Source organism: Streptococcus sanguinis (assembly GCF_019929145.1).
Taxonomy (GTDB): Bacteria; Bacillota; Bacilli; order Lactobacillales; family Streptococcaceae; genus Streptococcus; species Streptococcus sanguinis_U.
The window spans coordinates 30686-53623 of record NZ_JAHZOW010000004.1; the positions used below are offsets into that span (position 1 = coordinate 30686).

Here is a 22938-nt window from a genome sequence, read left to right on the forward strand (position 1 = left end):
AAAAATCCAAGACGTTTTTAGTCTTGGATTTTATTTTTGACGAGGATAGCGGCTTCGTCGATTAAAGCTCTGCAATCTGGCTAAGATTAACTTCGGCCACAGTGTCATTGCCAAACATGGAAATAATCATCTTGACCTTGTTATTATCAATCTCAGTAATCTTACCTGTATAGTCAGTAAAGGCACCATCAATGATACGAACGGTATCTCCAACCTTGACATCCAAGTCAAACTCCTGCACTGTTTGACCCATGGAGATGAGAATGTTGCGAATCTCTTCTTCCAAGAGTGGTGTTGGTTTAGAGCGGTTTCCGTGTGAACCGACAAATCCTGTGACATTCGGAGTATTCCGCACGACAAACCAAGCTTCGTCTGTCATTACCATTTCCACCAAGACATAACCAGGGAAGCGATTTTCTTCGATTTCCTTGGTCTTGCCATTTTTCTCTACTTGCACGGTCTGAGTAGGGATTTCCACGCGCAAGATATTTTCCAGCATATTATAAGTCTGAGCGCGCTGCAAAAGATTTTCTTTTACCTTGTTTTCATAGCCTGAATAGGTCTGCAGTACAAACCAGCCTTTGTCAAAACTGTCCATGAGTTCATCCTTTCCTAAATAAAAAAGCCTGCGGGCTTCTGCTTCTTTCTAGCCCTATTATACCATAATTTCCTCAAATGCAAAGGAATTTAATAAGTATTTTCCTGACCAATCAAAGTCTTGCAATTCTGCCCAAAAATTCTTGAATCAGCGTTGTCTAGTATGAGAAATTTTTATTTCAAACGATGAATTATAGATAGATTTGATTTTTTGAAGCTGACTGAAATTGTCAGCGCATAAATAAGTGCATACGTCAAAAGTCCCACCTACTCACAATAGGTGGGACTTTGAATAATATGCCTGTTGTAGACTTTTTTATTTCTACTTAAATCATTAAGAGAAAATATTCAGAATCTGGAAAAGACCGCTTGCCACTACTTTGTCAAAGATATAGATGATTACCACAAAGAATGCAGTGTATTCCATGACAGAGATAAAATCTGTCCATCTCTCTTTTCGGGTAGGCCAAGTTGTATCTTTCAATAGTTTAAAAACATCTTTAAAGAATTTCACAACAATCTCCTATCTAGTTTCTTTATGCAGGGTGTATTTACTGCAATGCTTACAAAATTTATTAACTTCTAAACGCGTTGGTTTTGGAGTGCTACTGAGCTTAACCGAGTAGTTCCTAGAACCACAGACTGTACACGCTAGACTCGCTTTTTTTAATGCCATAACGCCTCCATCTTTCTTATTATAGCAGGATTCTATGCTTTTGACAAGCCGTTCAGCTCTTTTAAATCCTATTGAAACCAGCTGGTAACAGTATCCCAGAGATTCTTAGCTTTCTCAGGAATACCAGTGTCATCAATGGCTTTCTTGGCTTCATCCACCAGATTTTGAGCTCGGTCCTGAACGTCCTGCAGGAAGTCTTTGTTTTCAGTTGTAGTTCCCGTTTCTTCGGTACCATAGGTGTCCACAGGGGCAATGCCGTTGGCAGCATAAGCATTCTTCTGCCCTTCAAAGGAAGTTCCTTCTGTATATGGCAGAATGCTATTGGCAACATTTCGGAAAACTGTCGAGGCTTCATTCGCACTGGTCCCAGTCAGATAGTGGGTCTCATCAGTTTTTGGAAAGCCTAGCCACTGGCTGATAACCACATCTGGCGTATAACCAATAACCCATTGGTCACCAGATAGATCTGGGTTAAAGTCCGTTTCAGTCGTACCGGTCTTACCAGCCATTGTATAACCATACGGAGCCGCATAGATACCTGTACCGTTCGAGAAAGTCCCCAGCATCATGCTGTTCATCTTGTCAGTAGTCGAGCCATTAAGAACCCGAGTAGAGGTTTGGCGATGGGTCTTGACAACCTGACCGCTGGCATTTTCAATTTTTGTAATGAGATGGGCATCATTCATCACACCGCCGTTGGCAAAGACTGAATATGCCTGCGCCATCTGCATTGGATTGGTCGTAACTCCGCTTCCTAGCGCTACGCCCAAAGTCTTATCAACCTTGTCCATATTCAGACCAAACTTTTTCCCGTACTCAAAGGCTTTGTTAATGCCTAACTCATCTACAGTTGAAACAGCTGGAATGTTCAAAGATTCTGCCAAGGCTTGATACATTGGAACTTTAGGGGAGCTTTGGATATTGCCGTAGTTGTTGATAGTATAGTCGCCAAAGGTGGTTCTGGTATTATCCAGCTCCTTATCTGTCGGCCAACCAGCAGCGACGGCTGGACTGTAAGCAACCAAGGGCTTGATAGTAGAGCCGGGGCTGCGAGAAGACTGGGTTGCATAGTTAAAGCTTCTGAAGGTCGAGCCTTCTGCACTATTGACTCGCCCTACTAGTGCTCGCACACCGCCGGTTTTTGGATCCAAGGCAACACTGCCCGACTCAGCCATAGTGCCATCTTCTGCTACAGGAAAGAGAGAGACATTGCTGTAAATAACCTGCATGCTGGCTTGGTAGTTCTGATCCAGTTCAGTATAAATGCGGTAGCCATTATTAACAATCTCTTCTTCAGTCAAGCCGTAGTCATTGACAGCTTCATTGATGACCGCATCGAAATAGGATGGATAGCGATAGTCTTCTGACTTACCGGCATAAGCATCAACCAGCTGGCCACCGATTCCTACAGCGGCAGCCTGATCGGCCGTCCCCTGATCGATAAAGCCTGCAGCAACCATATTTTGCAGCACCGTATTACGACGATTGGTCGCATTTTCAACTGAATACAGCGGATTATAAATCTCCGGTCCCTTGAGCATACCAGCCAGAACAGCCGACTGGTCCAGACTAAGCTGACTAGCCGAAACTCCGAAATATTTCTTAGAGGCATCCTCCACACCCCAGACCCCATTCCCAAAATAGGAATTATTGAGGTACATGGTCAGGATTTCCTGCTTGCTGTATTTCTTATTGATTTCCAGAGCCAGGAAAAATTCCTTGGCCTTCCGCTCAATGGTCTGGTCCTGAGACAGATAGGCATTCTTGGCCAGCTGCTGGGTGATGGTAGAACCCCCACCCGAGCGACCAGCTGTCAAAATAGCCAAGATAAAACGACTGTAGTTAATCCCGCCATTCTCATAGAAAGTCCGGTCCTCTGTCGCGATGACAGCATTCTGCAGGTCTTGACTAATCTCGGTCAGCTCAACATAAGTTCCTTTCTGACCAGACAGGCTTCCCGCTTCATTACCATCCTTGTCAAAGATGAGCGTGGTAGCTTTGAGGGCATTCTGCAAATCCTTGACATTGGTCGTCTTAGCCACATAAAAGAGATAGCCACCGACCACCAGACCAAAGGTCAAGCCGAGAATCAGGAATATCTTGGTCAGATGAAACCTGCGCCAAAAACGACGGATAGGGTGCTGAGAGAGAGGTTTCTTCTTGGTCTTGCCCGAACGGCTGAGTCCAGACTTAGCCTGCTCTTCTGTCAGCTCTACCTCCTCTGCTGCTTCTTTTTGAGGTTTCTGTATGGTAAAATAATCTACTAATTTTTCAAACAAATCTTTTAAATTCTTCATAAACCTTATTTTATCACCTTATTTAGGTGCAGACAAGAAAGTACCCTATTTCCCGTCTGATTTTTAGTTATTTTTAAGAAAAAGGGTATATTAAATAGCCGTTTAAAAGCCCTCTGCAGCAAGTCTTATCCGACACTGCCTATTTCCAAAGTTATAGCTTTCTGCTACAATAAGTGTATGAAATTTACACTCACTATCCCAGATGGACTGCCTGCCATGACAGTCAAAGAGCTGCTGGAAGAACAATTTCTCATTCCGCGAAAAATTCGGCACTTTCTGCGGACCAAAAAGCACGTGTCTGTCAACGGCCTGGCTATCAACTGGCAGACCTTGGTTAACCCCGGAGATGACATCTGCCTGATATTTGATGAAGAGGATTATCCTCAAAAGACAATCTTGCTTGGAAATGGCGAACTCGTAGAAGAGCTCTACCAGGACCAACACCTCATTATAGTCAATAAACCCGAGGGTATGAAAACCCATGCTAATGAAGCAACAGAGCTGGCCCTGCTTAATCATGTTTCTGCCTACGTCGGTGAGACCTGCTATGTCGTTCACCGGCTGGATAAGGAAACCAGCGGCGCTGTCCTCTTTGCCAAGAATCCCTTTGTCCTGCCCATCCTCAATCGACTGCTGGAAAAGCGAGAAATCAACCGCGCATATTGGGCTCTGGTTCAAGGCAAGTTCCCAAGCAAAAAGCTTATCTATAAAGACAAGATTGGCCGCGACCGCCATGATCGCAGAAAACGGCTGGTTGACCCCCGAAAAGGACTCTATGCAGAGACCCATGTGACTAGGGTCAAGCAATTTGGGCAGGCTGCCTTGGTCAAATGCCAACTCAAGACTGGCCGCACCCATCAGATCCGTGTTCATCTAGCTCACCACGGACACCCACTTATCGGCGACCCCCTTTATCATCCGCAGCCTAAAGGGCGGCTTATGCTCCACGCCCATCGGCTGACCTTCACCCACCCTTTTACACTAGAAAAAATCACCGTCGAAGCCCGCTCTGACAGTTTTGAAAAAGTATTGAGCAGTCTGAAGCCGAGATAGACCAATAAAAGCAACAGTATGGTCTGTTGCTTTTGGTTTGGAGTGAATACGAGGATAAGCTATGCTAGCTTACATCACCGAGCTGGAAGTGCACTGATAAGTCTGGGCCTGATGGCTTTCTGAAAAGCTATGCTCAGCAAGTAAGACAGTAAGAAAATGATAAAAAAGCCAAAACTGTAAATGGTATTCCGAGGCATTATCGACCTGAAAATGAAGATAATGAAAGGATGAATGATATAAATCATGGTGGCATATCTCTTGGCGATATTATTCAAAATCGGAATATCAATATCAGTCCCGTTTCTGACCGCATAGAAGAAAATTGCACTGGATGAAAAAAGAGTGCTGGGATAGAGGTCATATTCCGTACCCATGAAACAGTACTCAAGTAAAATCAAGCCTGCTATTCCCAAGCCAATAGCCCATTTCCTGACAGAAGACAAGTCGTAGGCTAAAATCCGATCCCGATGCTTAGCAAACTGCATCCCTAGAATGAAAAAGGGAAGACCCATAAACAGGAAGTTGCGATAGTAAAATTCGCTATCTGTATTGAACTCGATACAAAAGGCCAGGATCAACAAGAACAATGACACACCCAAGCTAGTTAAGCGGTGAAAATGCTTATAAAAAACCAGATAAAGCGTGTAGATATAGGAGATAGCCAGCAAATACCAGGTCGGTGTAGCAGCCGAACCAATCAAGTCTCTGGGACTGTTAAAGAGGAAAAAGTCTGCAAAATCAGACAGATCTATAGCTACCATCTTTTCTGTTAACTCTCTGGTCAGCACTAGATTAACAAAATGCACAATCGTGTAAAATAGGAGACTGGCAGCTGTCAAAAGAAGCATCTGCTTGAGACGATACTTGACCTTATCTCTGGAAATATTAAAGGAAAAATAGCCCGACAGCATCATGAAAAAAGGAACTGCGAAGCGGGCCACAATTTGATAAAAAACGCCAAATTGCCCCGGCAGCAGAAAGTGTAAGGAAACAATACTAAAGCAAGCTAGGGCCTTAAAAGCGTGCAAAGTTGTGTTTTCAGTCTTCATGCAGACATTATAGCATGTTTATTATTACAGCTCATCAAGACCAGATTACATGCCCATTAAAAAACATATCAATTGATGACATTCTTTAAAAAGTTTTGTACCTGAGGGAGAAGACAGCTCTTATATACTGCACTATTAGAGAAGAGTTTTATTCACCTGACTGATATTCTACATTAGCCTTCATAGCCATTGGGATTTGAACTTTGCCATCTCCAAGAATCTCGCATCATATCTTGGAGAGTTTTCTCAGCTTTCCAGCCCAAAATGTCATTCGCTTTACTTGCATCGGCATAGCAGGTCGCCACATCTCCAGGTCGCCTATCCTTGACAGTATAAGGAATTTTCACACCATTGACATTTTCAAAGGCCTTAACCATATCCAGCACACTATAGCCAATTCCTGTGCCAAGATTGAAAACAGCGACTCCCTTGTTTTCTAAATTATGTTTCAAAGCCAAAACATGGCCCTTGGCTAAATCGACTACATGGATATAATCCCGCACTCCTGTACCGTCGTGCGTATCATAATCATTTCCGAAAACACTAAGCTCTTGTAATTTACCGACTGCAACCTGGGTAATATAAGGCATGAGGTTATGAGGAATTCCATTTGGTGCCTCACCAATCATACCAGACTCGTGAGCACCAATTGGATTGAAGTAACGAAGATTGGTTACAGAACAATCTGAATTTGCAAGAGCAAGATCCGTCAAAATCTGCTCCATCATCAGCTTGGTATAACCATATGGATTGGTAGCTGAAGTAGATAAATCTCCTGTCAAGGATGAACCATGATTCATACCATAGACAGTGGCACTGGAGCTAAAGATGATATGTTCTACCTTATGCTCTTTCATAACTTCAAGAAGAGCAATACCAGCACTGACATTATTTTCGTAATATTTTAGCGGTTCCCGCACCGATTCTTCTACTGATTTATAGGCCGCTAAATGAATGACTGCGTCAATGTGATTGTCTTCGAAAATCTGGTTCATCATATCTTTATCAGAAATCGAACCCTTGTAAAACGGGATGTTCACACCAGTGATAGTTTCTAAGCGCTCTAGCACTTCTGGAGAGCTATTCGAAAAGTTATCCACGATAATAGCTCCATAGCCTGCTGCGGCTAGTTCAACCACTATGTGACTTCCTATATACCCCGTTCCGCCTGTAACTAAAATTTTTTCATAGGACACCTCTTCTTGCCAATCCTAAAGTTCTCTTTAATTTTACTATTGCAACTAACAGGTATTTCTCTTTCTATAGTTGACCGCCGAATTCTGCACTTACTTAAAATACCAAAAACTAGCCCAATTTGCTATCCTAGCAGCTCTGCTCTCCTGATGCCTTTTGGAATCTCTTCATGGTAGAATAACTTGCAAAACCATTTATATTCTCAGGCATAAAGAACGGAATTATTTTAGCTAATTTCTAATTATTATCAAAAAATACCATAATCTGCAATAAGTTACTGGAAAAATTGTCTTTCATTTCCACTATATACAATATCTGGTTCAGCAAACTAATTGTAGCCAGAGTAATTTTGTATGCTAACGCTACATTACAAACCTAAAAAGCCCGGACAGGGCTTAGCATTTAGATTGTTAAACTATTTATAATTTCTCGAGCATCAACGAGCCCGCAATTGCTGGAGCAGACCTTTCAAACTTTTGTATTTGTAAATGCTGTAGGTCAGATAGACAAATCCGTAAGCTGCAGCAGCTAGATAAACTGATAAAAACCAATTCGAAGCAATAAATACAAGCGTCATTAGCAACTCAACCCAGATATCTTTGACGACTTCGATCTGCATCCTCTTGGCTAAGATTAGCTCTGCCAGTATACTCCTAGTCGCCAGCAGCAGCACGATAGACAGAACCGTAGCATTCAGATTGCGCAGAAAAACTGCAAAAATCAAGGTAGTAGCAAAGCTTAAAAGCATGGCAATAACATTTACTTTAAAAATCTGCCTCTCCATTCGTAAGGCTTTTAAGTAGGTATTGATAAGCAGAGCCATCTTGCCCTCGTAGACAGACATAGGAAAGACCAGAGCCATAAATATCAAGGACTCTCTGTAAGCCGGTAGCCAGCTGTCCAAAGCTATTTTCAGGGGATAATACAGCAAAAGAACACCAAACATAAAAACCATAAGGACATTCCGCAACTGATTGTAAATCTTAGGCAACTTGCTTTCGTCCGTTCGTTTCAAAATTGGAAAGATGACCAAACCGATAGCGTTGATAAAGGTCATCAGCAGATTGGAAATGCTCAAGGTCAAGGATACTTTCCCAAATGTAGCAATGTTCCATACCTTTTGAATCCCCATTCGAACCGTCCCGATAATGAGCATACTGGCTACATTTGATAGCATCAGATTGATTCCGACAGCAATATTGCGAACAGTTTCCCGTATATCAAGCTTAAACTGATAGAGAGGTCGCAGGGCCATATCTCGGCATAGATACATGGCATAAAAAAGAGAAACAACTCTACCAATCAAATCTGCATAGACCATAATTTTGAAGTCTCGGAAACCCATGAAAATAAAGACCAGTAAGAGCAGTAAATAGAGGAGTCGGTCTCCACTGACAACATAAGAACTTTCCTTTAGTCGATTAGTCATCTGCAAAACGTACACAAAGAGAAAGCGCAGATTGGTGACCAACATAGTATAAACCAAAAGTATAAAAACAAACCGACTGCTCTCATCTCTAATAAAGGCAGAAGTCCCTAAGAAAAATAAAATTCCAATCCCTGTCAGATAGATCAAAAGCATGATAAACTGAGAGAAAAACTTTTCTTTATCCAGATCATCATACTCCAAACCACCGTAGCGAAGGTAGATTCCGTCCACCCAGCCCAGATGAACAAAACCGGCATAGGATAAATAGAAAATATAGAGTTGCCAGTAGCCATACTCCTCTACACCCATAATCTTAGGTAAAATCAAGACAACCAGAGAAGAAACTATTACTGTCAGCAAATTGGACAAGACAACATAGGAAAAATTAGCTACTATTTTTTTAAATCCACCAGACAAATTTGCCCTCCTATTCCTTCCTATCTGCTGCCATGCTCTCAATCAAACGTAAAAACATGGTTTCTAAATCAGTATGAGCTTGCCAGCCTAAACTCTCAAGCTTGTCCGTATTGAGACGAATCTTGACTGTCGGATTATAGCCTAGCTTTTCCACATCCTCTGCCAAATCAAAGACTAACTTTGTTTCATTGCTACCGCTTAGTTCAATAACCATTTCCGCCATCTCACGAATGGAAATAGCCGTCTCTTTATTGGCGACATTATAAGCTTGACCTGCTTGGCCTTTCAGCAGAATGTAAAAAATGGCTTCAATGGCATCTTTGGTATAGCAGTAGTTCCGAACAGTTTCCCCTTTAGTCCGGAGGATAATATCTCTCTTTTCAAGGACAGCACGCGCAAACTGTGCAAAAACTCTGTTGTCTTCATAGCTCACACCTGGGCCAAAAGTTTGTGACAAACGAGCCATTTTCACTGGCACCTGATACTGATGACAATAGCCTACACACAAGGACTCTGCCATGCGCTTGCTTTCCGAATAACTGCTACGGACACTGGTTGGATCCAAATAACCGTAATCTTTCTCGCTAATGCTGGAAGCATCAGGATTTGTCGTCCCGTAGACTTCCAGAGAAGAGAGATAGACCATACTGCGAACCTGCTTATTTTTAGCCAGCTCCAGCAGTTTTTTCGTTCCATTTATGGCTAGATCAATTGTCTCCACAGGATGCTTAACGAAAAAAGAGGAGTCCGTCGCACTGGCTCCATGGATAATATAATCCAAATCCTCCTCTATCTGCCAATCTGACAGCAAGTCAGCATACACTAGCTGCAGATTCTCACTATGTAAAAAATCTTGAAATAGATCTTCCGCTTTTTTCTGATTTCGCGCCAAGGCCACTACTCTGACATTGGCATCGTACAAATCGTTTAAAGCCATCAAAGCGGAAATGCAGTGTCTCCCTATAAGTCCGGTTGCTCCGGTTACCAAGACTGTAACATTGCTCAGTTCTCTGAGAATAGGACTGACAGCAGCTAGGTCTTCCATATCCTTTTGTAAAATTGTATTATTTCCCATATCAACCAAAAATTTGTGCATTTTCACGCGCTTCGTAAATCGCTCTAAAAATATAAAAATCAGAGGGAGTCGTAATTTTGATATTTTCGCTGCCCCCCATGACTGTATGCAGAGGGAGTCCAAAATAACGAGCCAGTGTCGCAGAATCCGTCATATCAAACTGATTCTCTGCCTGAGCTTTTAAATGTAGGGAGTGAATCTTTGAAAGCGCGAAGGTTTGAGGGGCGACAGCTGTCTGACAAGTGGAACGCTCAATTACCTGATTAATAACATCCGCCTCGTCGACCTGAATGACCGTTTCGATAACCGGCTTAACCGTAATAGCTGCCCCATACTTTTTGGCTGCTTCAATATTTTTAGAAATGATTCCCCCGTCAATCAAGGGGCGAACACCATCATGAATCAACACATAGTCGTCATCGTTCTTGTACTTTTCCCGTAAGACAGATAGACCATTAAAAATAGACATTTGTCCAGTCTCTCCACCAGGAACCACTTGACTGACTTTTTTAATATTGAATCGAGCTAATAAATCTCTGCAATAATCCAGCCAGCCGTCTACACAGACAACCACAATGTCCGATACTGCCGGATGGTCTTCAAAGTGCTCAATCGTATGAATAATAATAGGCTTACCATGCAACTCTAAAAACTGCTTGGGTAAGGTCTTGGTATTCATGCGGCTGCCTGTGCCGCCTGCGAATATCAGAGCTGATGTCGTCATACCGATACTTTCCTTCCTCTCCTTGTAAATCGTACTCTACTCAGTAAATCAGCTGCCATATAAATCACAAAAGCATAGATAATCCGATTAATATGGGTTGTCACCAATGACAGCAACGTTTCCTGAAAGAATGAAATGACCAAAGGATACGCAAATAAAGCGAAAACAATAACCTTTAGCGGGGTGAAATAGCGTTTTTTGATAGAATAGTAAAAACTTCCGTAAAAGAAGCCATATAAAAGCTGAAAGATAAGGACTGAGAAATAGCCAAAATCCTTGATAAAGTAGTAATAAATTGTGTAAACATTGGTTTTATCGTCGTTAAAATGAACGACAGGCAAGAAAGGTGTCAGCTCATGGCTAGACAGACCGAGGGATTTCAATGTTCCATAGATAGCAATAAGAGTATTTTCTCCAAAGACTTGATTATCGCTATAAAGAGTAGGATTTTTCAGATAATAGTCTAAAGCCTGAATGGGTGAACCCATATATTTAACCAAATTATCCAAAATTCCGAACTCTGCCCGACTATCCACTCGATTGAGAACAAAGGTTCCAACCGCCATAAATAAGACAAGGAATACAAAGCCAATTATCAGCAAAGAGCGAAAAAGCTTCACACCATACCTGCTGTCTTTCCACGAATAATACTTCGAGAAAAACAACATATATACAATAGCATAGCCTGCAACCAAGCCCAGCAACTCCGTACGCCCAGTAGACAAAAGGGAAATACCTAAAGAAATCAGACTAACCAGCAGTAACTTGCCCTTGTAGAAAATGCCATCTTTTCCTGAAAAAAGAGATTCACAGAAAAAGTAGAAGAAAACAATTCCTAAGGAAAAGTTAACTCGCAGCAAATTGAGGCTAAGGCGACTAAGAGAGAAATCATAATTTGTAGTCATATGCCGAGCCAATTCAATGGTTTTAAACAATCCCCCAGGTACCTGCTTGCTCTGCGCCGCCAAGTAAAGCAAATCGGAATAAATAAACCTGACCGCATAAGCCAAAAACAAGAGAACTAAAATAATGAAAAAATTACTCACCTTTATTTGACTAGGTTTGGCGTCCAACTTTCTCTCAGCAAACAAATTCGATGACAAGAGGACTCCCATTAAAAAAATGGCATTTCCAACAAAGATGACAGTGACCGTTATCAGAGAAAGTCCCTCTCCCCATTTGGATGAATAAAATGCAGTAAAAATGCTTGCTATCATCCATATTGCCAGATATATAAAAGCCGGGTTAGCATAGTCTCGTCCTACTGTTTTGATTGTCAAAAACAAGAGGAAAAGGCCTCCCAAAATTAGTAAAAAAACCATTATCTTCCTTCTATTAATTCAACCCAATTATCTCTCAGTCTGACATGACGTTCTGTCTGTTCTTTTCTTTCAGGCGGTGTCATGTAATCACCGTAGCGATTGGTCAGATACTTGTCCGCATCATTGGGTCCATCGAACTCATAGCCTTCAAAGGAATACTTCTTAGCTGGATAGAAACTTTCATAGTCGATTGTCTCTCCCAAATAACCTTTTACACCATAAGCAATTGTTATTTTTGAAGTCTTCTTATTAGACTGGATGAGTTTTTCCATCAACTTATACATATTAGCCGGCCCCATGATAAAAGAAGGGAAGCCTATCAGTCTTCTGATCCAAAGATTTTGTCTGAGTTCTTTGGATTCTTTAGCCATATAGGTCAGATGCGGAGTAAACTTCGTATAGCAGCGTGAGCTATTGTGTGACAAATCCAAGGCTCTGAATAGAAGGCCCTTGAGCTTGCGAAGCATGTTATTCTCTGGGACAAAGTCAATTGGCAGCATATCAAGATAAAGATGTTTCTTTTTACTGAAACCTTCTCCCAAAACATCATAGTAAGTCAGTGACTTGCTCTGCAGCTTTAGCACCTTAAAGACACTGTCTGTCGCATCCGCAGGAGAGATCAACTCAAAGTCCTCGCTGTCCGCAAAGATTTCCTGCAGACGATTGTAGTCCTCTCGGAACATCACCAAGTCGATATCATCGTCCCAAGGGATATAGCCTCCATGTCGCAAAGAACCAATCAAGGTCCCTGCAACCATGTAGGAATGAATATGATGCCGACGACACTCTGCATCAAATTTTTTATACATTTGTAAATAGGCTTTTTGTAAAACCTTTAATTTATCATCCGTAATTTTCTGATACATGGGGCTGAAGCGTTCTCCCAAAGCCAACTCCCATTCAATCTTACTGGTTCCTCTCATTTTTCTTACCTCCCAAACTTTTTCAATAATCTCCTAGCCACTCCATTCAGTGAGTAGGTGTATACCAAATCACTGATGAAATCTTTTATTGTTCGATACTCCCTTATTTGAAACATCAGGCCCAAAGCCCAAAATGGATTTCTAGACTGTAGTAATTTCAGTCTAAGATTGGTCAAGGCCAAAGCCCTAGCAAGCTGGCGATGATCCGCCTCAGAAATCTGGCGCTCCTCTGCGATTTTTTGCACGGACTCATAGCGACTGATGACCTTCTGTAAATAGTCAATCCTAGATAACCTTGTTTTATTAAAACTGAGCGACGACGCAGACTGGGTTACATTCGCCTGATGAATGCGGTGCTGATCTAGAAGCTGGTCCAAGCAAACAACTTTTCCATACAATGGAGCCAGCATACCAAATAAAACATCATGATAGTCAAATCCAGGATAATCCGTATACTGCTGCTGCAAAATATCAGTCAGTACCGACTTTCTAAAAGCTGTCTGATAACCTGACGGCCATTTTTTTAGAAGCCAAGCTAGATTTCTTTCTCGACATTCTCCTGAAACCTTGGGCTCCTTGATGACCTGACCATTTTGATCAATCAAGTAAGACTGGCCATACACCATAGCAGCGTCTGTTTCTAACAGTACTTTCTGCAAGGCAGCTGTTTTATCAGGCAGCCATTTATCATCCTGATCAGCAAAAAAAACAATATCGTGCTCAGCCAAACTCGCTAATTTTATAAAAGTTCGATAATGACCTAAATTTTCCTGATTTTCAATCAGCTGCCAATCAGTCAATTGGTGCTTGGTGATGTAATCCTTGATTAGTACCACTGTCTGATCTGTAGAACAGTCATCACAGATAATGACCTGATCAGGCTTCAGCTTTTGAGTGCGGATAGAGTCTAGTTGCTCCAAAATAAACTCCGCCCCATTATAGGTCGCCATCACGACAGAAATCATTTCTCCCTCCTTCCTAAACTTTTCATCCTATATCGCTTTCTCCCTATCTAAGCTAGACTGCTCTGTCTGTAAAGCCATTACTTTCTTCTAAGCAGATACTTATAAATGAACGCTTTTATCCAAATAGGCGTTCCCACAAAAGCGCGAATCATCAACATATTTTGATAATATTGCCCTCGGTTCAACATACCATGTGACAGCAAAAAAGTATTGACCACTTTCCAGCTGGCAATCTGCTCTGTCTGGCTTCTTCTCGTATGCATGCCATTTCCGACACGAGCATAAACTAAGACCCGATTAAGATTAGCGAAACGACATCCCTGAGCAGCCATTCTCGACCAAAGATAATAGTCTTCCACTAAAGGCAGGGGCTTGTAATTGCCTGCTTTTAAAACAGATGATTTCTTGAAAAATACCGTCATGTGACAGAAAGGATTTCTCCGCTGCAACCTTTTGATAATCTCTTCATGGGAAAGCGGCATTTGTTTCTCTGCCACTATTTGATCTGGTTCCGAATCAAATTCTATGATATTGCCACCAAGAACATCTAACTGCGGATGCTGCTCAATATAGTCCACTTGTTGCTGGAAACGGTCCGGTGTCGCAATGTCATCTGTATCCATTCTAGCAATCCAATCATAAGAACAAGCCTCAACTCCTCGATGCAAAGCTTCTCCCAATCCGACATTTTCCTTTAAGGGTAGAACTTTCATCTCTGGAAATGTTTCCTTGAAATCTTGAATCGTCTGATAAAGCTCTTCTGTCAGCGGCCCATCCTCTACAAGGACAAGCTCATCTGGCTTGCGGCTCTGCTCTATAAGAACGCTATTTAGGCTCTTTCTTAAGAAATCCGGATTCTCCTTCTGATAGACAGACATCAATACCGAAAACTTCACTTACAATCCCCCCCAATCATCCTAAACTAGTTTCCCTTCTCCGTCTTCTCAATAGACCTCCTAAAATCTGCTACCTGATAAGACTGAGAATAGCTAGACATCTCTTTTTCATAAGTTAAATCTGAAAACAACTTATTCATAGTCGAAACATGGCGAGACAATCCTTTTAAAATCCAGTTAAATGCAGGCAGCAAGACTACTCTCTGACCATGAGTTCTTTTTATTTCTCTGACTAGCTGAGAGGTATTGACATAGTCCTGATTTTGAGGATAGAAGATACCGCTGTCTTGATTCTGAACAATCAGTCTGATAAACTCACAAAGGTTATCAATATAAATCATACTACGTTCATTCTGAACCAAAGGGAAGACTGGTAGTTTCTGAGCCAACTTTGACAGTCGCTTATAATTTCCTTTAGCTTGATGACCATAAACCATTGGCGGCCGTAAAACTGCCAATTTGAAATCTTCGCTCTCCAATTCCGCCAGAAGTTGCTCAGCAGCTAGTTTGCTTTTGCCATAAAAAGAATCAGGGCGCTCTTCTGTATCCTTTGTGATAACCCGATCTCCCAAAACTTCGCCATAGACGCTCATGCTGCTCATAAAGATAAACTGTTTGACGCCTTCGCCTTTAGCCTTTTGAGCCAATTCATACGGTAGCTGAGTATTGACTTGATTATATTCCGACTCCATCTCTTTTGATGGGTTAGAGATATGGACAATCGCCGCCAAATGCAAAATTACATCAAAAGACGAAAAATCTTTCTCCTTCCAGGTTTCTTCGCGGACGTCCAACTCATCAACCTGAACATCCTCCCGTGAAGAAACATACTTCTTAAAGCTCTGGCCGATATAGCTACCCTCTCCTGTAATTAATATTCTTTTCATCAGCCTTTAATCTTTCTTTTCCATATTTCCCGTGCCGCCTTCAACAACTCCTTCGCTCTTGGCCACACTCTTAATGGTGCCAAAGAAACAGCGGACATCTAATCCAAAAGACAAATGCTGGATGTAGTAGCCGTCCAATTCAGCTTTCTTGGCGATTGGCAACTCATCTCGCCCATGAATCTGAGCCCATCCTGTCAGACCTGGCAAAACATCATTTGCCCCATAGCGGTCTCGCTCTTCAATCAAATCATACTGATTCCAAAGAGCTGGTCTTGGACCTATGATACTCATATCGCCGACAAAAATATTCCAAATCTGAGGCAACTCATCCAGAGACGTCTTCCTAAGAAACTTCCCAACCTTTGTAATCCATTGCTCAGGATTTTCCAGTAAATGAGTTGGGGTATCCTTAGGTGTGTCAATTCGCATCGTTCTGAATTTCAAAATATAGAAGTGTTTCTTATGCAGACCAATCCGCTTCTGTTTGAACAAAACTGGTCCTTTTGAATCCAATTTAATAGCGAGTACTAGAAGCAGAAAAAACGGTGATAAGACAATCATTCCTAAGAATGACAAGACTATATCTAATGTTCGTTTAAAAAATTTATACATGATTATCCTAAAAACTTATTGCTGTGCAAACTTTACCAGACTGTCCTTGAGGTCATTTGCACCAAGAGTCAGAAGAGAGTCCACATAGGAATCCACCTCGGTCTTGGGCAGCGACTGAACATTCCCTACAAAAATCTTTTCATAGACTTGATCATTGACCTTTTCCTTGGCAGACAAGAGCTCCTCATAAAGCTTTTCGCCCGGTCGAATGCCTGCTTCCTGAATCTGAATCTCCTCTTCAGTATGGCCACTGAGTGTGATCATCTTTTTAGCCAAGTCCAAAATTTTCACAGGCTCGCCCATATCCAAGACAAAAACCTCTCCCCCTTGCATCAAGGCCCCAGCCTGAATTACCAAGCGGCTGGCTTCTGGTATCGTCATGAAATAGCGTGTCATTCGAAAGTCCGTCACGGTGATAGGACCTCCCTTGGCAATCTGCTCCTTGAACAAAGGAACCACACTACCTCGGCTGCCCAAAACATTCCCAAAGCGGACAGCTGAGAAAAGAGTCTTTCCTTCTTCATTTAAACTGGTCACGACCATTTCTGCCACACGCTTTGTTGCCCCCATAACATTAGGCGGGTTGACCGCCTTATCTGTAGAAATCATGACAAATTTCGCGACACCAGCTGCCTTTGCTGCTTCTGCTACATTTCGTGTACCATAGATATTGTTTTTGACCGCTTCTGTCGGATTGTACTCCATCAAAGGAACATGTTTATGAGCCGCTGCATGATACACTCGATCAGGACGATAGGTTTCCATAATATGGAAAATCCTCTCTCTATCTTGAATATCTGCAATGATTGGAATCAACTCAATGTCATCTTTATATCGGCTTGACAGCTCCTTATGAATCAAATAAATTGAATTTTCTCCATGACCTAGAAGCAGGAGCCTAGCTGGGCAGAATTGAGCAATCTGACGGCAAAGTTCCGAGCCGATAGACCCACCGGCCCCCGTAACAAGCACTGTCTTGCATTTAATATTGGACTTCAAACTTTGCTGATCCAGCTTAACTTCTTTACGCCCTAACAGATCAGCAATATCAATTTCCTGAAGTTTGCTGACAGATAGTTTCCCCGTAATCACCTGTTCATACTTAGGCATGGCATTGACCTTGACCTCCGTCTGTTGGCAGTACTCTATGATTCGCTCGTAATCATCCGGAGCCAACGAAGGAATGGCAATGACAATTTGTTCAACTTCATAATTCCCTACAATTTCAGGTATCTGCTCAGTTGTTCCTACAACTTTTACTCCATGAAGATACGTATTTTGCTTATTCTTATCGTCATCTACAATCGCGACTATCTTCAAATCTTTTGATTTTTGCTGGGCTGTCTTGATAAAAAGACTAGCACCATCCCCTGAACCAACAACAAGGGTTTTCGTCCCATCTACTTTCTTACCCAGTAAGGCTGAAGGGTGCTGCACGAATTCATGAATCTCCCGCCAGGTCAGCCTTGAAGCAATAACCAACAAAAAAGATAGCAGCATAGAAAGAACAATATATCTACTGTTTGTGGATTCATAAAAAATTTTCTCTGCAATGTATACAATCGAGTAAGCTCCCAAAATTGAGCCACTCACTCGAAACATTGTTTTGTAATCTGTATACCTTGTAATGGTAGAAAAGACATTCGACAGTGTTGCAAATGTCAAATACAGTACAATAATCCCCATTAAAATAGAGACAAAAGATAAATCCGTTATCCCGACATATTTTGCTAAGAAGAATTTTGAAATCCCCTGACTTATACTGAGCAAAATAATATCAACAACAATTAAGATGACTCTTTTTCTCGCTCTTGTCATGTTCCTAATCTCCCAATTATCCTAAAACTCTTTAATCCCTATTATTTCCCATAATTGCCATAGCTGCCATATCCCCCATAAGTTCCGTAGGCGCCATAGCGTTCCAAATCAATGTTATATTTATTGAGGACAACACCTAAAAAAGGAGTTCCCGTTTGTTCCAACTGCTCTTTAGCTTTCATGACTGCTTTTCGTTTGATATGGCCTGCTTGTGTCACCAAGAAGCTGGCATCGCATTTCTGAGCGATGATAGCCGCATCAATGACCAGACCAATCGGTGAAGTATCTACGATGATGTAGTCATAGCGGACACGCAGGTCAGTCAAAAGCGCTTCAAACTGCTTGCTTTGCAAAAGCCCAGTCGGATTAGGTGATACTGGACCAGACAAGATCACATCTAGGTTGTCCAAATCTGTATCGTTGATGACTTCATGCAGGGCAGCCTGTCCTGACAGATAGTCCGTCAGTCCTGATACTTTTCTCTGACTGCTAAACACACCAGACATGACTGAGTTGCGGATATCCGCATCGATCATCAAGGTCTTATGACCAGCTCTGGCAAAGGCGGCCGCGAGATTCACTGAGATTGTAGACTTTCCTTCATTTGCCGTCACCGAGCTTATTTCGACCATCTTGATATTGGCGCCACTCAGCTGTACATTAGTACTTAGAGCATTGTAGTATTCCTCGGTTAGTTTTACAAGGTTCCTTTTTTTCCTAACTAATTCTAAGGTTGCCATTTTCTCTCCCTTACATTCTGTTCATATCTGGGATAACGCCCAATAGCGTCAAGCCCATGACTTCTTCAATGTCCTCTGGCTTCTTCACCCGATCATCCAGGATTTCGACAGCGATGATAAAGATCGACATCAGGACGCTGCCCCCTAAAAATCCTAAGATAACATTACGCCGAATATTTGGTGAAGAAGGCTCTGCTGGGACTGTTGCTTCTTCCAAAGTTGTCACATCAGAAACTTTTGTCACTTCGATGATTTTCTCAGCAGCAATATTACGGAAGGCATTGGCAATGCGAGCCGCTTCCTCTGGATTGTCATCCTTAACTGTAATCGAAACGATACGAGTATCCGCCGGAACGGAAACGGTGATGTGACGCGTCAGCTCTCTTGGTGACGTTTGCAGTTTCAGCTCACTAATTGCCTGTGATAGAACCGCCTGTGACAGAATGATTTCCTTAAAGTCCTTAACGAGGTATGAACCCGCCTGCAGGTCCTGATTGGTCAAAGCTGCCTGCGTTTCGTTTTGACGGCTGACCACATAGATGCGTGTGGTGCTCTGATACATTTTCTTAGCAATAAAGACGCTGTAGCCAAAAGCCAGCAAAGAAAAGAGCACTGCTCCCAATACGATGGTGAACTTTTTCAGCCATAAGGCTCTCAGCAAGGACAGAATATCGATTTCTACGATTTGCTTTTCTTGTTTTTCCATTTTTCCCCTAAATCAATTCATTTTTCAATAATAATGCTTGGTTACCGCCAAAGAGGGCCTCTGCCCGGCGAGAACCGTATTTCTTAGCGACGATGTCAAAGGCCTCTTTCATAAAGGGCGGTCTCTGGCTTAGATTGTGCATGTCGCTGGCAACAAAGTGGACCAAGTCCTTCTCCAAAAAGAATTGAGCCCGTTTTTTCATAAATTTATGCGAGTCTCCAAGCAGCTTGGGCTTCAGAACACTGGAGCTATTAATCTGAGTATAGCAGCCCATATTAATGAGTTCCTGTACCTTCTTTTCATCATTTTCCAGGCAGTGATAGCGCTCGATATGAGCCACGACCGGTGTTAGACCTAAGCGCAGAATCTGAGCCAAGCCTTTATGGATATCCTTATAGGGCGTCGCCATGCTAAACTCAATCAACACATAGCGTGTGCCAGCTAGACTGGGGAAAATCCCCTTTTCCAACTTATCCGCCACATCACTGGTGTAGTAAATCTCTGCCCCATAGAGAACCGTCAAGTCAGGCGCCACAAGCTCTGCCAGTTCTTTTACCATTTTAAAGTTAGAGCTAATGGTCTCTTCAGGCGTTTCAAACATGCCCTTTCTGCGATGAGAAGTAGAGATAATAGTCCGAACTCCCTGTCGATAGCTTTCTTCCAGCAGTTTTTTGGAATCCTCAAAGGTCTTAGGACCATCGTCCACATCAAAGATAATATGAGAATGGATATCAATCATGGTGTTTTTCCTTCCATTACCTGCTGAATCGCTGCCTTAGCATTATCAAGGCTTTCCGGTTGGATTTCCATCATGTAGAGATTGGAATCTGGCATAGCGTAGGATGGTAGATCCATACGACCGTTTCCGCTGATGGCTTGTGACTGAACTTGATAGCTTCCACCTGATTCCAGCTGGGTATTGACCAGATTCATAAGAATAGGCAGCTCCATATTGGTCTGGATAGAATCCTGCAAGCCGGAAATAATCTCGTTGTAGTTCTTCAAAGCACTAGTTGAAGTCAGCTTTTTAATGACTGCTTCGATAACCTTTTCTTGATTTTTCCCGCGGTCATTGTCGCCACCCTGAAGGGAGTAACGCTCGCGAACAAAGCCAAGTGCCTGATCTGAGTTCATATGAACTTTCCCTACTGGGAAATGATGATTACCATGTCGGCTGGTAAATTCTTGGTCATTTTCAACATCAATCCCTCCCAACAGGTCTACCAGCTTGAGGAAGGAAGTGAAGTTCAGACGAACATAGTAGTCAATGCGAATACCGTAAAGATTTTCCAGCGTATGGACAGAAGCATCTACTCCGTAAATCCCTGCATGGGTCAGCTTGTCCATCTGTCCGCCTCCTCCATCTGCAATCGCCACATAAGAATCACGAGGAGTTGTCGTCAAGAGGACTTTCTTGGTCTTGCGATTGACCGTCATGATGATATTGACATCTGAGCGAGAGACAGATGAAATAGAGCCATAAGTGTCAATACCGCTGACATAGATATTGAAGACATCTGCATTGGCATCATCCCTGCGCTTGCCTGTCTCTACTTGACGGGTGATTTTATAAGTATAGATTTTCTTTATCTTTGAAGCATAGTCAGCATCGTGAGAGGCCAGCATATCTCCAAATGAGCTGTTGAGGGCAATGGCTTCGGTCTCTTGATTGATGAGGGCCTTGTAGGCTGCGATATAAGACGAGCTGTTTTCTACAGTGAGTTCTGTCTTTTTAGTCTTCTTGATGTGCTCCAGAAGAGCTGTCACATTGTCCTTATCCCCATTTTCAGTCGGAGCTGTCAGCTTCTTCAGTTGCGTCACATCTGATTTATCGCTGTCTGCCCGGACATAAACCGCCATTTCAATTTCAGAGTAATTTGAAGTGGAGTTCACACCTCTAGACAAGTCCATCAGCTCCTTGACCCCATACATGACTCCTGAGGATACCAACAAAGTCACAAGCAAAAGTAAGGTTGTCAGAACTTTGAACTTATTTTTCCATACAAAGAAGGCTGCCAGTAAAATAACAGCCGCCAAAAGAGCAGACAAAATAAGGTTCAGGTGATGAAACGCCAGAACATTATTTTTAAATATAGAAAAAATAAGCAAACCTGAAACCAAGCTTACCAATGTCAGTAAAGCTGCATTAAAGAGCCTAAGCTTCTTCCCCTTTTTAGAAGCAGGCACATTTCTCCTATGTTGATTCATAATTCTCCCTTTTTCTCCCCTGAGATATAAATACATTTTATTATATCATAAATGCATTATGATACACTAAAATATTTAAAAATATTTTAGTTTTTTCCAAAATTTGTTGACAAAAAAGGACAGTCTGTATTAATTTTCAGTAAATTCCTTCTCCCTTCTCGAAAAACCGATATTTTATACTGTTTTTGGCAACAGAAAAAGAGGTGAACCCTCTTTTATATCAGTATTTTGCTTGTTTTTTAAAGCATTTTATCTCTGTCAACTTGCTCATAGGCCTGGAGGCCATCATTCAGCTTGTCCCAGATGACTACCTGGCCTGCCTCAAGGGACTTCTGCACATCAATGATGCGTTGATTAGAAGAGCCGCGGAACTGTAGCATGAGATTCTTCTTGGTAAGGTCAAAACGGCCGTCCACCAGAATGTCAATCAAACTCAGCAGCTCCAGCTTATCCTCCGTTTCCAGCATCATCTCCTCCCAGGTGTAGCCCGTCCAAGACCAGATATCCTTGTCCGGCAACTCTCTCCGAATCCGCTTGACCAAGGGCAGGAGAATGCCTGTATTGAGAAAAGGCTCGCCGCCTAGGAGGGTCAACCCCTGCACATAGGGTTCCGCCAAGTCTTTCATAATCTGATCCTCCAACTCTTGGGTATAAGGAATGCCAGCGTTAAAAGACCAGGTTGCTGCATTATAGCAGCCCTCACAGTGAAACATACAGCCACTGACATAGAGGGAGTTGCGGACGCCTTCGCCATCTACAAAGTTAAAGGCCTTATAGTCAATGATTCGCCCCTTGCTCAGCTCCTCACTTTTCCATTCTTGAGGTTTGGGATTGTTCATCTTCATCCTCCAAATCAATCCAGTAGCGCTGGCTTCTGTCGATTGTATTTTCGTAAACACCGCCAGCAGAGAGAATCGTGCGGCGACTAGCTTCATTGTCTTCATCGCAGGTAATCAGCACTCGTTCTAATCCTTGCTTTCGAGCCTCTGCTAGTCCTAGCTCTAGCTGCAACTTAGCCAAGCCCTTCCTGCGCTGACTGGGCCGGATAGAATAGCCTATATGGCCGCCCTCCACAAATAATTTGTCATTTAAGGACAAGCGCAGGGCTAAAAAACCCAGAGGCAAGCCAGTCTCATCAAAGGACAAAAATTGGATGGCAGGAACCCAACCTGCTGGCAAGTTTGCCACATCTTCCTTCTGTTCTACAATTTTCAACCAATCCTCATAATCCTTTGCTCGCTTCCAAGTGGAGCCCATGCCACCGTGCATATAGGATTTTGCAGCATTGAACTCCGCAATCATCTCTAAAATTGCATCTTTATCTTCCAAAGTTGGTCGTCTTAGCTCCAT

At 42.4% G+C, this 22938-nt stretch carries 23 protein-coding genes; 1 reads left to right on the forward strand and 22 read right to left on the reverse strand.

The genetic code is table 11. The annotated features are described in order from the left end of the window. Window positions 1-61: 61 nt before the first annotated feature. The 4 genes from nusG to pbp2a all read right to left on the reverse strand — a co-directional run bounded on the left by nusG (window position 62) and on the right by pbp2a (window position 3570). Window positions 62-598: a transcription termination/antitermination protein NusG gene (gene nusG, locus K1I94_RS08755; RefSeq protein WP_002894018.1), complete on the reverse strand. Its 537-nt coding sequence runs from the start codon at window positions 596-598 to the stop codon at window positions 62-64. Window positions 599-931: 333 nt separating this feature from the next. Further along, the gene (secE, locus tag K1I94_RS08760; protein WP_002894022.1) at window positions 932-1111 is read right to left on the reverse strand and encodes a preprotein translocase subunit SecE; all 180 of its coding nucleotides are present in this window, start codon (window positions 1109-1111) and stop codon (window positions 932-934) included. Between the two features lie 9 nt (window positions 1112-1120). Further along, entirely contained in the window at window positions 1121-1273 is a 153-nt protein-coding gene (rpmG, locus tag K1I94_RS08765) for a 50S ribosomal protein L33 (protein ID WP_002894024.1), read from the reverse strand. Window positions 1274-1341: 68 nt separating this feature from the next. Further along, window positions 1342-3570, reverse strand: a complete 2229-nt coding sequence (gene pbp2a, locus K1I94_RS08770) for a penicillin-binding protein PBP2A (protein ID WP_223315088.1) — start codon at window positions 3568-3570, stop codon at window positions 1342-1344. A 177-nt stretch (window positions 3571-3747) separates the two neighbouring features. Between pbp2a and K1I94_RS08775 the strand changes: the two genes are divergently transcribed. Beyond that, complete coding sequence (locus K1I94_RS08775) at window positions 3748-4623, forward strand: RluA family pseudouridine synthase (RefSeq protein ID WP_223315089.1); 876 nt, start codon at window positions 3748-3750, stop codon at window positions 4621-4623. Between the two features lie 74 nt (window positions 4624-4697). Here the strand turns inward: K1I94_RS08775 and K1I94_RS08780 are convergent, their stop codons facing one another. The 18 genes from K1I94_RS08780 to K1I94_RS08865 all read right to left on the reverse strand — a co-directional run bounded on the left by K1I94_RS08780 (window position 4698) and on the right by K1I94_RS08865 (window position 22938). Then, complete coding sequence (locus K1I94_RS08780; RefSeq protein WP_223315090.1) at window positions 4698-5672, reverse strand: acyltransferase family protein; 975 nt, start codon at window positions 5670-5672, stop codon at window positions 4698-4700. 173 nt (window positions 5673-5845) lie between these two features. After that, the gene (gene galE / locus K1I94_RS08785) at window positions 5846-6868 is read right to left on the reverse strand and encodes a UDP-glucose 4-epimerase GalE (RefSeq protein WP_223315091.1); all 1023 of its coding nucleotides are present in this window, start codon (window positions 6866-6868) and stop codon (window positions 5846-5848) included. A gap of 434 nt (window positions 6869-7302) precedes the next feature. Further along, a complete protein-coding gene (locus K1I94_RS08790) occupies window positions 7303-8712 on the reverse strand; it encodes a lipopolysaccharide biosynthesis protein (RefSeq protein ID WP_223315092.1) in 1410 nt (469 codons plus the stop codon). A 10-nt stretch (window positions 8713-8722) separates the two neighbouring features. Continuing rightward, window positions 8723-9808 (reverse strand): NAD-dependent epimerase/dehydratase family protein, encoded by a 1086-nt coding sequence (locus K1I94_RS08795; RefSeq protein WP_223315093.1) that lies wholly within the window; start codon window positions 9806-9808, stop codon window positions 8723-8725. Beyond that, the gene (gene ispD, locus K1I94_RS08800; RefSeq protein ID WP_002894037.1) at window positions 9789-10511 is read right to left on the reverse strand and encodes a 2-C-methyl-D-erythritol 4-phosphate cytidylyltransferase; all 723 of its coding nucleotides are present in this window, start codon (window positions 10509-10511) and stop codon (window positions 9789-9791) included. The genes K1I94_RS08795 and ispD overlap by 20 nt, the downstream gene beginning before the upstream one ends. Next, entirely contained in the window at window positions 10508-11833 is a 1326-nt protein-coding gene (locus K1I94_RS08805; RefSeq protein WP_223315094.1) for an O-antigen polymerase, read from the reverse strand. Before K1I94_RS08805 ends, ispD begins: the two co-directional genes overlap by 4 nt. Then, window positions 11833-12756 carry a LicD family protein gene (locus K1I94_RS08810; protein ID WP_002907804.1) on the reverse strand — a complete coding sequence of 308 codons (924 nt, stop codon included), beginning with the start codon at window positions 12754-12756 and terminating at the stop codon, window positions 11833-11835. Before K1I94_RS08810 ends, K1I94_RS08805 begins: the two co-directional genes overlap by 1 nt. A 5-nt stretch (window positions 12757-12761) precedes the next feature. Next, on the reverse strand, window positions 12762-13721 hold the full coding sequence (locus K1I94_RS08815) for a glycosyltransferase family 2 protein (RefSeq protein ID WP_223315095.1): 960 nt from the start codon (window positions 13719-13721) through the stop codon (window positions 12762-12764). Window positions 13722-13798: 77 nt separating this feature from the next. Continuing rightward, window positions 13799-14599, reverse strand: a complete 801-nt coding sequence (locus K1I94_RS08820; protein ID WP_185681440.1) for a glycosyltransferase — start codon at window positions 14597-14599, stop codon at window positions 13799-13801. Between the two features lie 44 nt (window positions 14600-14643). Further along, window positions 14644-15504 (reverse strand): NAD-dependent epimerase/dehydratase family protein, encoded by an 861-nt coding sequence (locus K1I94_RS08825; protein ID WP_223315096.1) that lies wholly within the window; start codon window positions 15502-15504, stop codon window positions 14644-14646. A gap of 6 nt (window positions 15505-15510) precedes the next feature. Next, complete coding sequence (locus tag K1I94_RS08830) at window positions 15511-16116, reverse strand: sugar transferase (RefSeq protein ID WP_223315097.1); 606 nt, start codon at window positions 16114-16116, stop codon at window positions 15511-15513. A gap of 15 nt (window positions 16117-16131) precedes the next feature. Further along, window positions 16132-17934 carry a polysaccharide biosynthesis protein gene (locus tag K1I94_RS08835; RefSeq protein WP_223315098.1) on the reverse strand — a complete coding sequence of 601 codons (1803 nt, stop codon included), beginning with the start codon at window positions 17932-17934 and terminating at the stop codon, window positions 16132-16134. 41 nt (window positions 17935-17975) lie between these two features. Further along, complete coding sequence (locus K1I94_RS08840; protein ID WP_223315099.1) at window positions 17976-18674, reverse strand: polysaccharide biosynthesis tyrosine autokinase; 699 nt, start codon at window positions 18672-18674, stop codon at window positions 17976-17978. Between the two features lie 10 nt (window positions 18675-18684). Beyond that, on the reverse strand, window positions 18685-19380 hold the full coding sequence (locus tag K1I94_RS08845; RefSeq protein ID WP_002894051.1) for a Wzz/FepE/Etk N-terminal domain-containing protein: 696 nt from the start codon (window positions 19378-19380) through the stop codon (window positions 18685-18687). 7 nt (window positions 19381-19387) lie between these two features. Further along, window positions 19388-20119 carry a capsular polysaccharide biosynthesis protein Cps4B gene (gene cps4B, locus K1I94_RS08850; protein ID WP_101771872.1) on the reverse strand — a complete coding sequence of 244 codons (732 nt, stop codon included), beginning with the start codon at window positions 20117-20119 and terminating at the stop codon, window positions 19388-19390. Then, window positions 20116-21588, reverse strand: coding sequence for an LCP family glycopolymer transferase CpsA (gene cpsA / locus K1I94_RS08855; protein ID WP_457810434.1), 1473 nt, complete (start codon window positions 21586-21588; stop codon window positions 20116-20118). Before cpsA ends, cps4B begins: the two co-directional genes overlap by 4 nt. A gap of 239 nt (window positions 21589-21827) precedes the next feature. Continuing rightward, window positions 21828-22427 carry an anaerobic ribonucleoside-triphosphate reductase activating protein gene (gene nrdG / locus K1I94_RS08860; RefSeq protein WP_009660213.1) on the reverse strand — a complete coding sequence of 200 codons (600 nt, stop codon included), beginning with the start codon at window positions 22425-22427 and terminating at the stop codon, window positions 21828-21830. After that, the gene (locus K1I94_RS08865) at window positions 22393-22938 is read right to left on the reverse strand and encodes a GNAT family N-acetyltransferase (protein ID WP_009660182.1); all 546 of its coding nucleotides are present in this window, start codon (window positions 22936-22938) and stop codon (window positions 22393-22395) included. The genes nrdG and K1I94_RS08865 overlap by 35 nt, the downstream gene beginning before the upstream one ends.

Excerpts from the sequence above, each read along its gene's own strand:
- K1I94_RS08780 (WP_223315090.1), bottom strand. The coding sequence starts at position 5,672 with ATGAAGACTGAAAACACAACTTTGCACGCTTTTAAGGCCCTAGCTTGC.
- K1I94_RS08825 (WP_223315096.1), bottom strand. The coding sequence starts at position 15,504 with ATGAAAAGAATATTAATTACAGGAGAGGGTAGCTATATCGGCCAGAGC.
- K1I94_RS08865 (WP_009660182.1), bottom strand. The coding sequence starts at position 22,938 with ATGGAGCTAAGACGACCAACTTTGGAAGATAAAGATGCAATTTTAGAG.
- rpmG (WP_002894024.1), bottom strand. The coding sequence starts at position 1,273 with ATGGCATTAAAAAAAGCGAGTCTAGCGTGTACAGTCTGTGGTTCTAGG.
- K1I94_RS08810 (WP_002907804.1), bottom strand. The coding sequence starts at position 12,756 with ATGAGAGGAACCAGTAAGATTGAATGGGAGTTGGCTTTGGGAGAACGC.
- pbp2a (WP_223315088.1), bottom strand. The coding sequence starts at position 3,570 with ATGAAGAATTTAAAAGATTTGTTTGAAAAATTAGTAGATTATTTTACC.
- cps4B (WP_101771872.1), bottom strand. The coding sequence starts at position 20,119 with ATGATTGATATCCATTCTCATATTATCTTTGATGTGGACGATGGTCCT.
- K1I94_RS08805 (WP_223315094.1), bottom strand. The coding sequence starts at position 11,833 with ATGGTTTTTTTACTAATTTTGGGAGGCCTTTTCCTCTTGTTTTTGACA.
- K1I94_RS08830 (WP_223315097.1), bottom strand. The coding sequence starts at position 16,116 with ATGTATAAATTTTTTAAACGAACATTAGATATAGTCTTGTCATTCTTA.
- K1I94_RS08845 (WP_002894051.1), bottom strand. The coding sequence starts at position 19,380 with ATGGAAAAACAAGAAAAGCAAATCGTAGAAATCGATATTCTGTCCTTG.
- cpsA (WP_457810434.1), bottom strand. The coding sequence starts at position 21,588 with ATGAATCAACATAGGAGAAATGTGCCTGCTTCTAAAAAGGGGAAGAAG.
- K1I94_RS08820 (WP_185681440.1), bottom strand. The coding sequence starts at position 14,599 with ATGTCTGTCTATCAGAAGGAGAATCCGGATTTCTTAAGAAAGAGCCTA.
- K1I94_RS08835 (WP_223315098.1), bottom strand. The coding sequence starts at position 17,934 with ATGACAAGAGCGAGAAAAAGAGTCATCTTAATTGTTGTTGATATTATT.
- K1I94_RS08775 (WP_223315089.1), top strand. The coding sequence starts at position 3,748 with ATGAAATTTACACTCACTATCCCAGATGGACTGCCTGCCATGACAGTC.
- K1I94_RS08840 (WP_223315099.1), bottom strand. The coding sequence starts at position 18,674 with ATGGCAACCTTAGAATTAGTTAGGAAAAAAAGGAACCTTGTAAAACTA.
- ispD (WP_002894037.1), bottom strand. The coding sequence starts at position 10,511 with ATGACGACATCAGCTCTGATATTCGCAGGCGGCACAGGCAGCCGCATG.
- nusG (WP_002894018.1), bottom strand. The coding sequence starts at position 598 with ATGGACAGTTTTGACAAAGGCTGGTTTGTACTGCAGACCTATTCAGGC.
- K1I94_RS08815 (WP_223315095.1), bottom strand. The coding sequence starts at position 13,721 with ATGATTTCTGTCGTGATGGCGACCTATAATGGGGCGGAGTTTATTTTG.
- K1I94_RS08795 (WP_223315093.1), bottom strand. The coding sequence starts at position 9,808 with ATGCACAAATTTTTGGTTGATATGGGAAATAATACAATTTTACAAAAG.
- nrdG (WP_009660213.1), bottom strand. The coding sequence starts at position 22,427 with ATGAACAATCCCAAACCTCAAGAATGGAAAAGTGAGGAGCTGAGCAAG.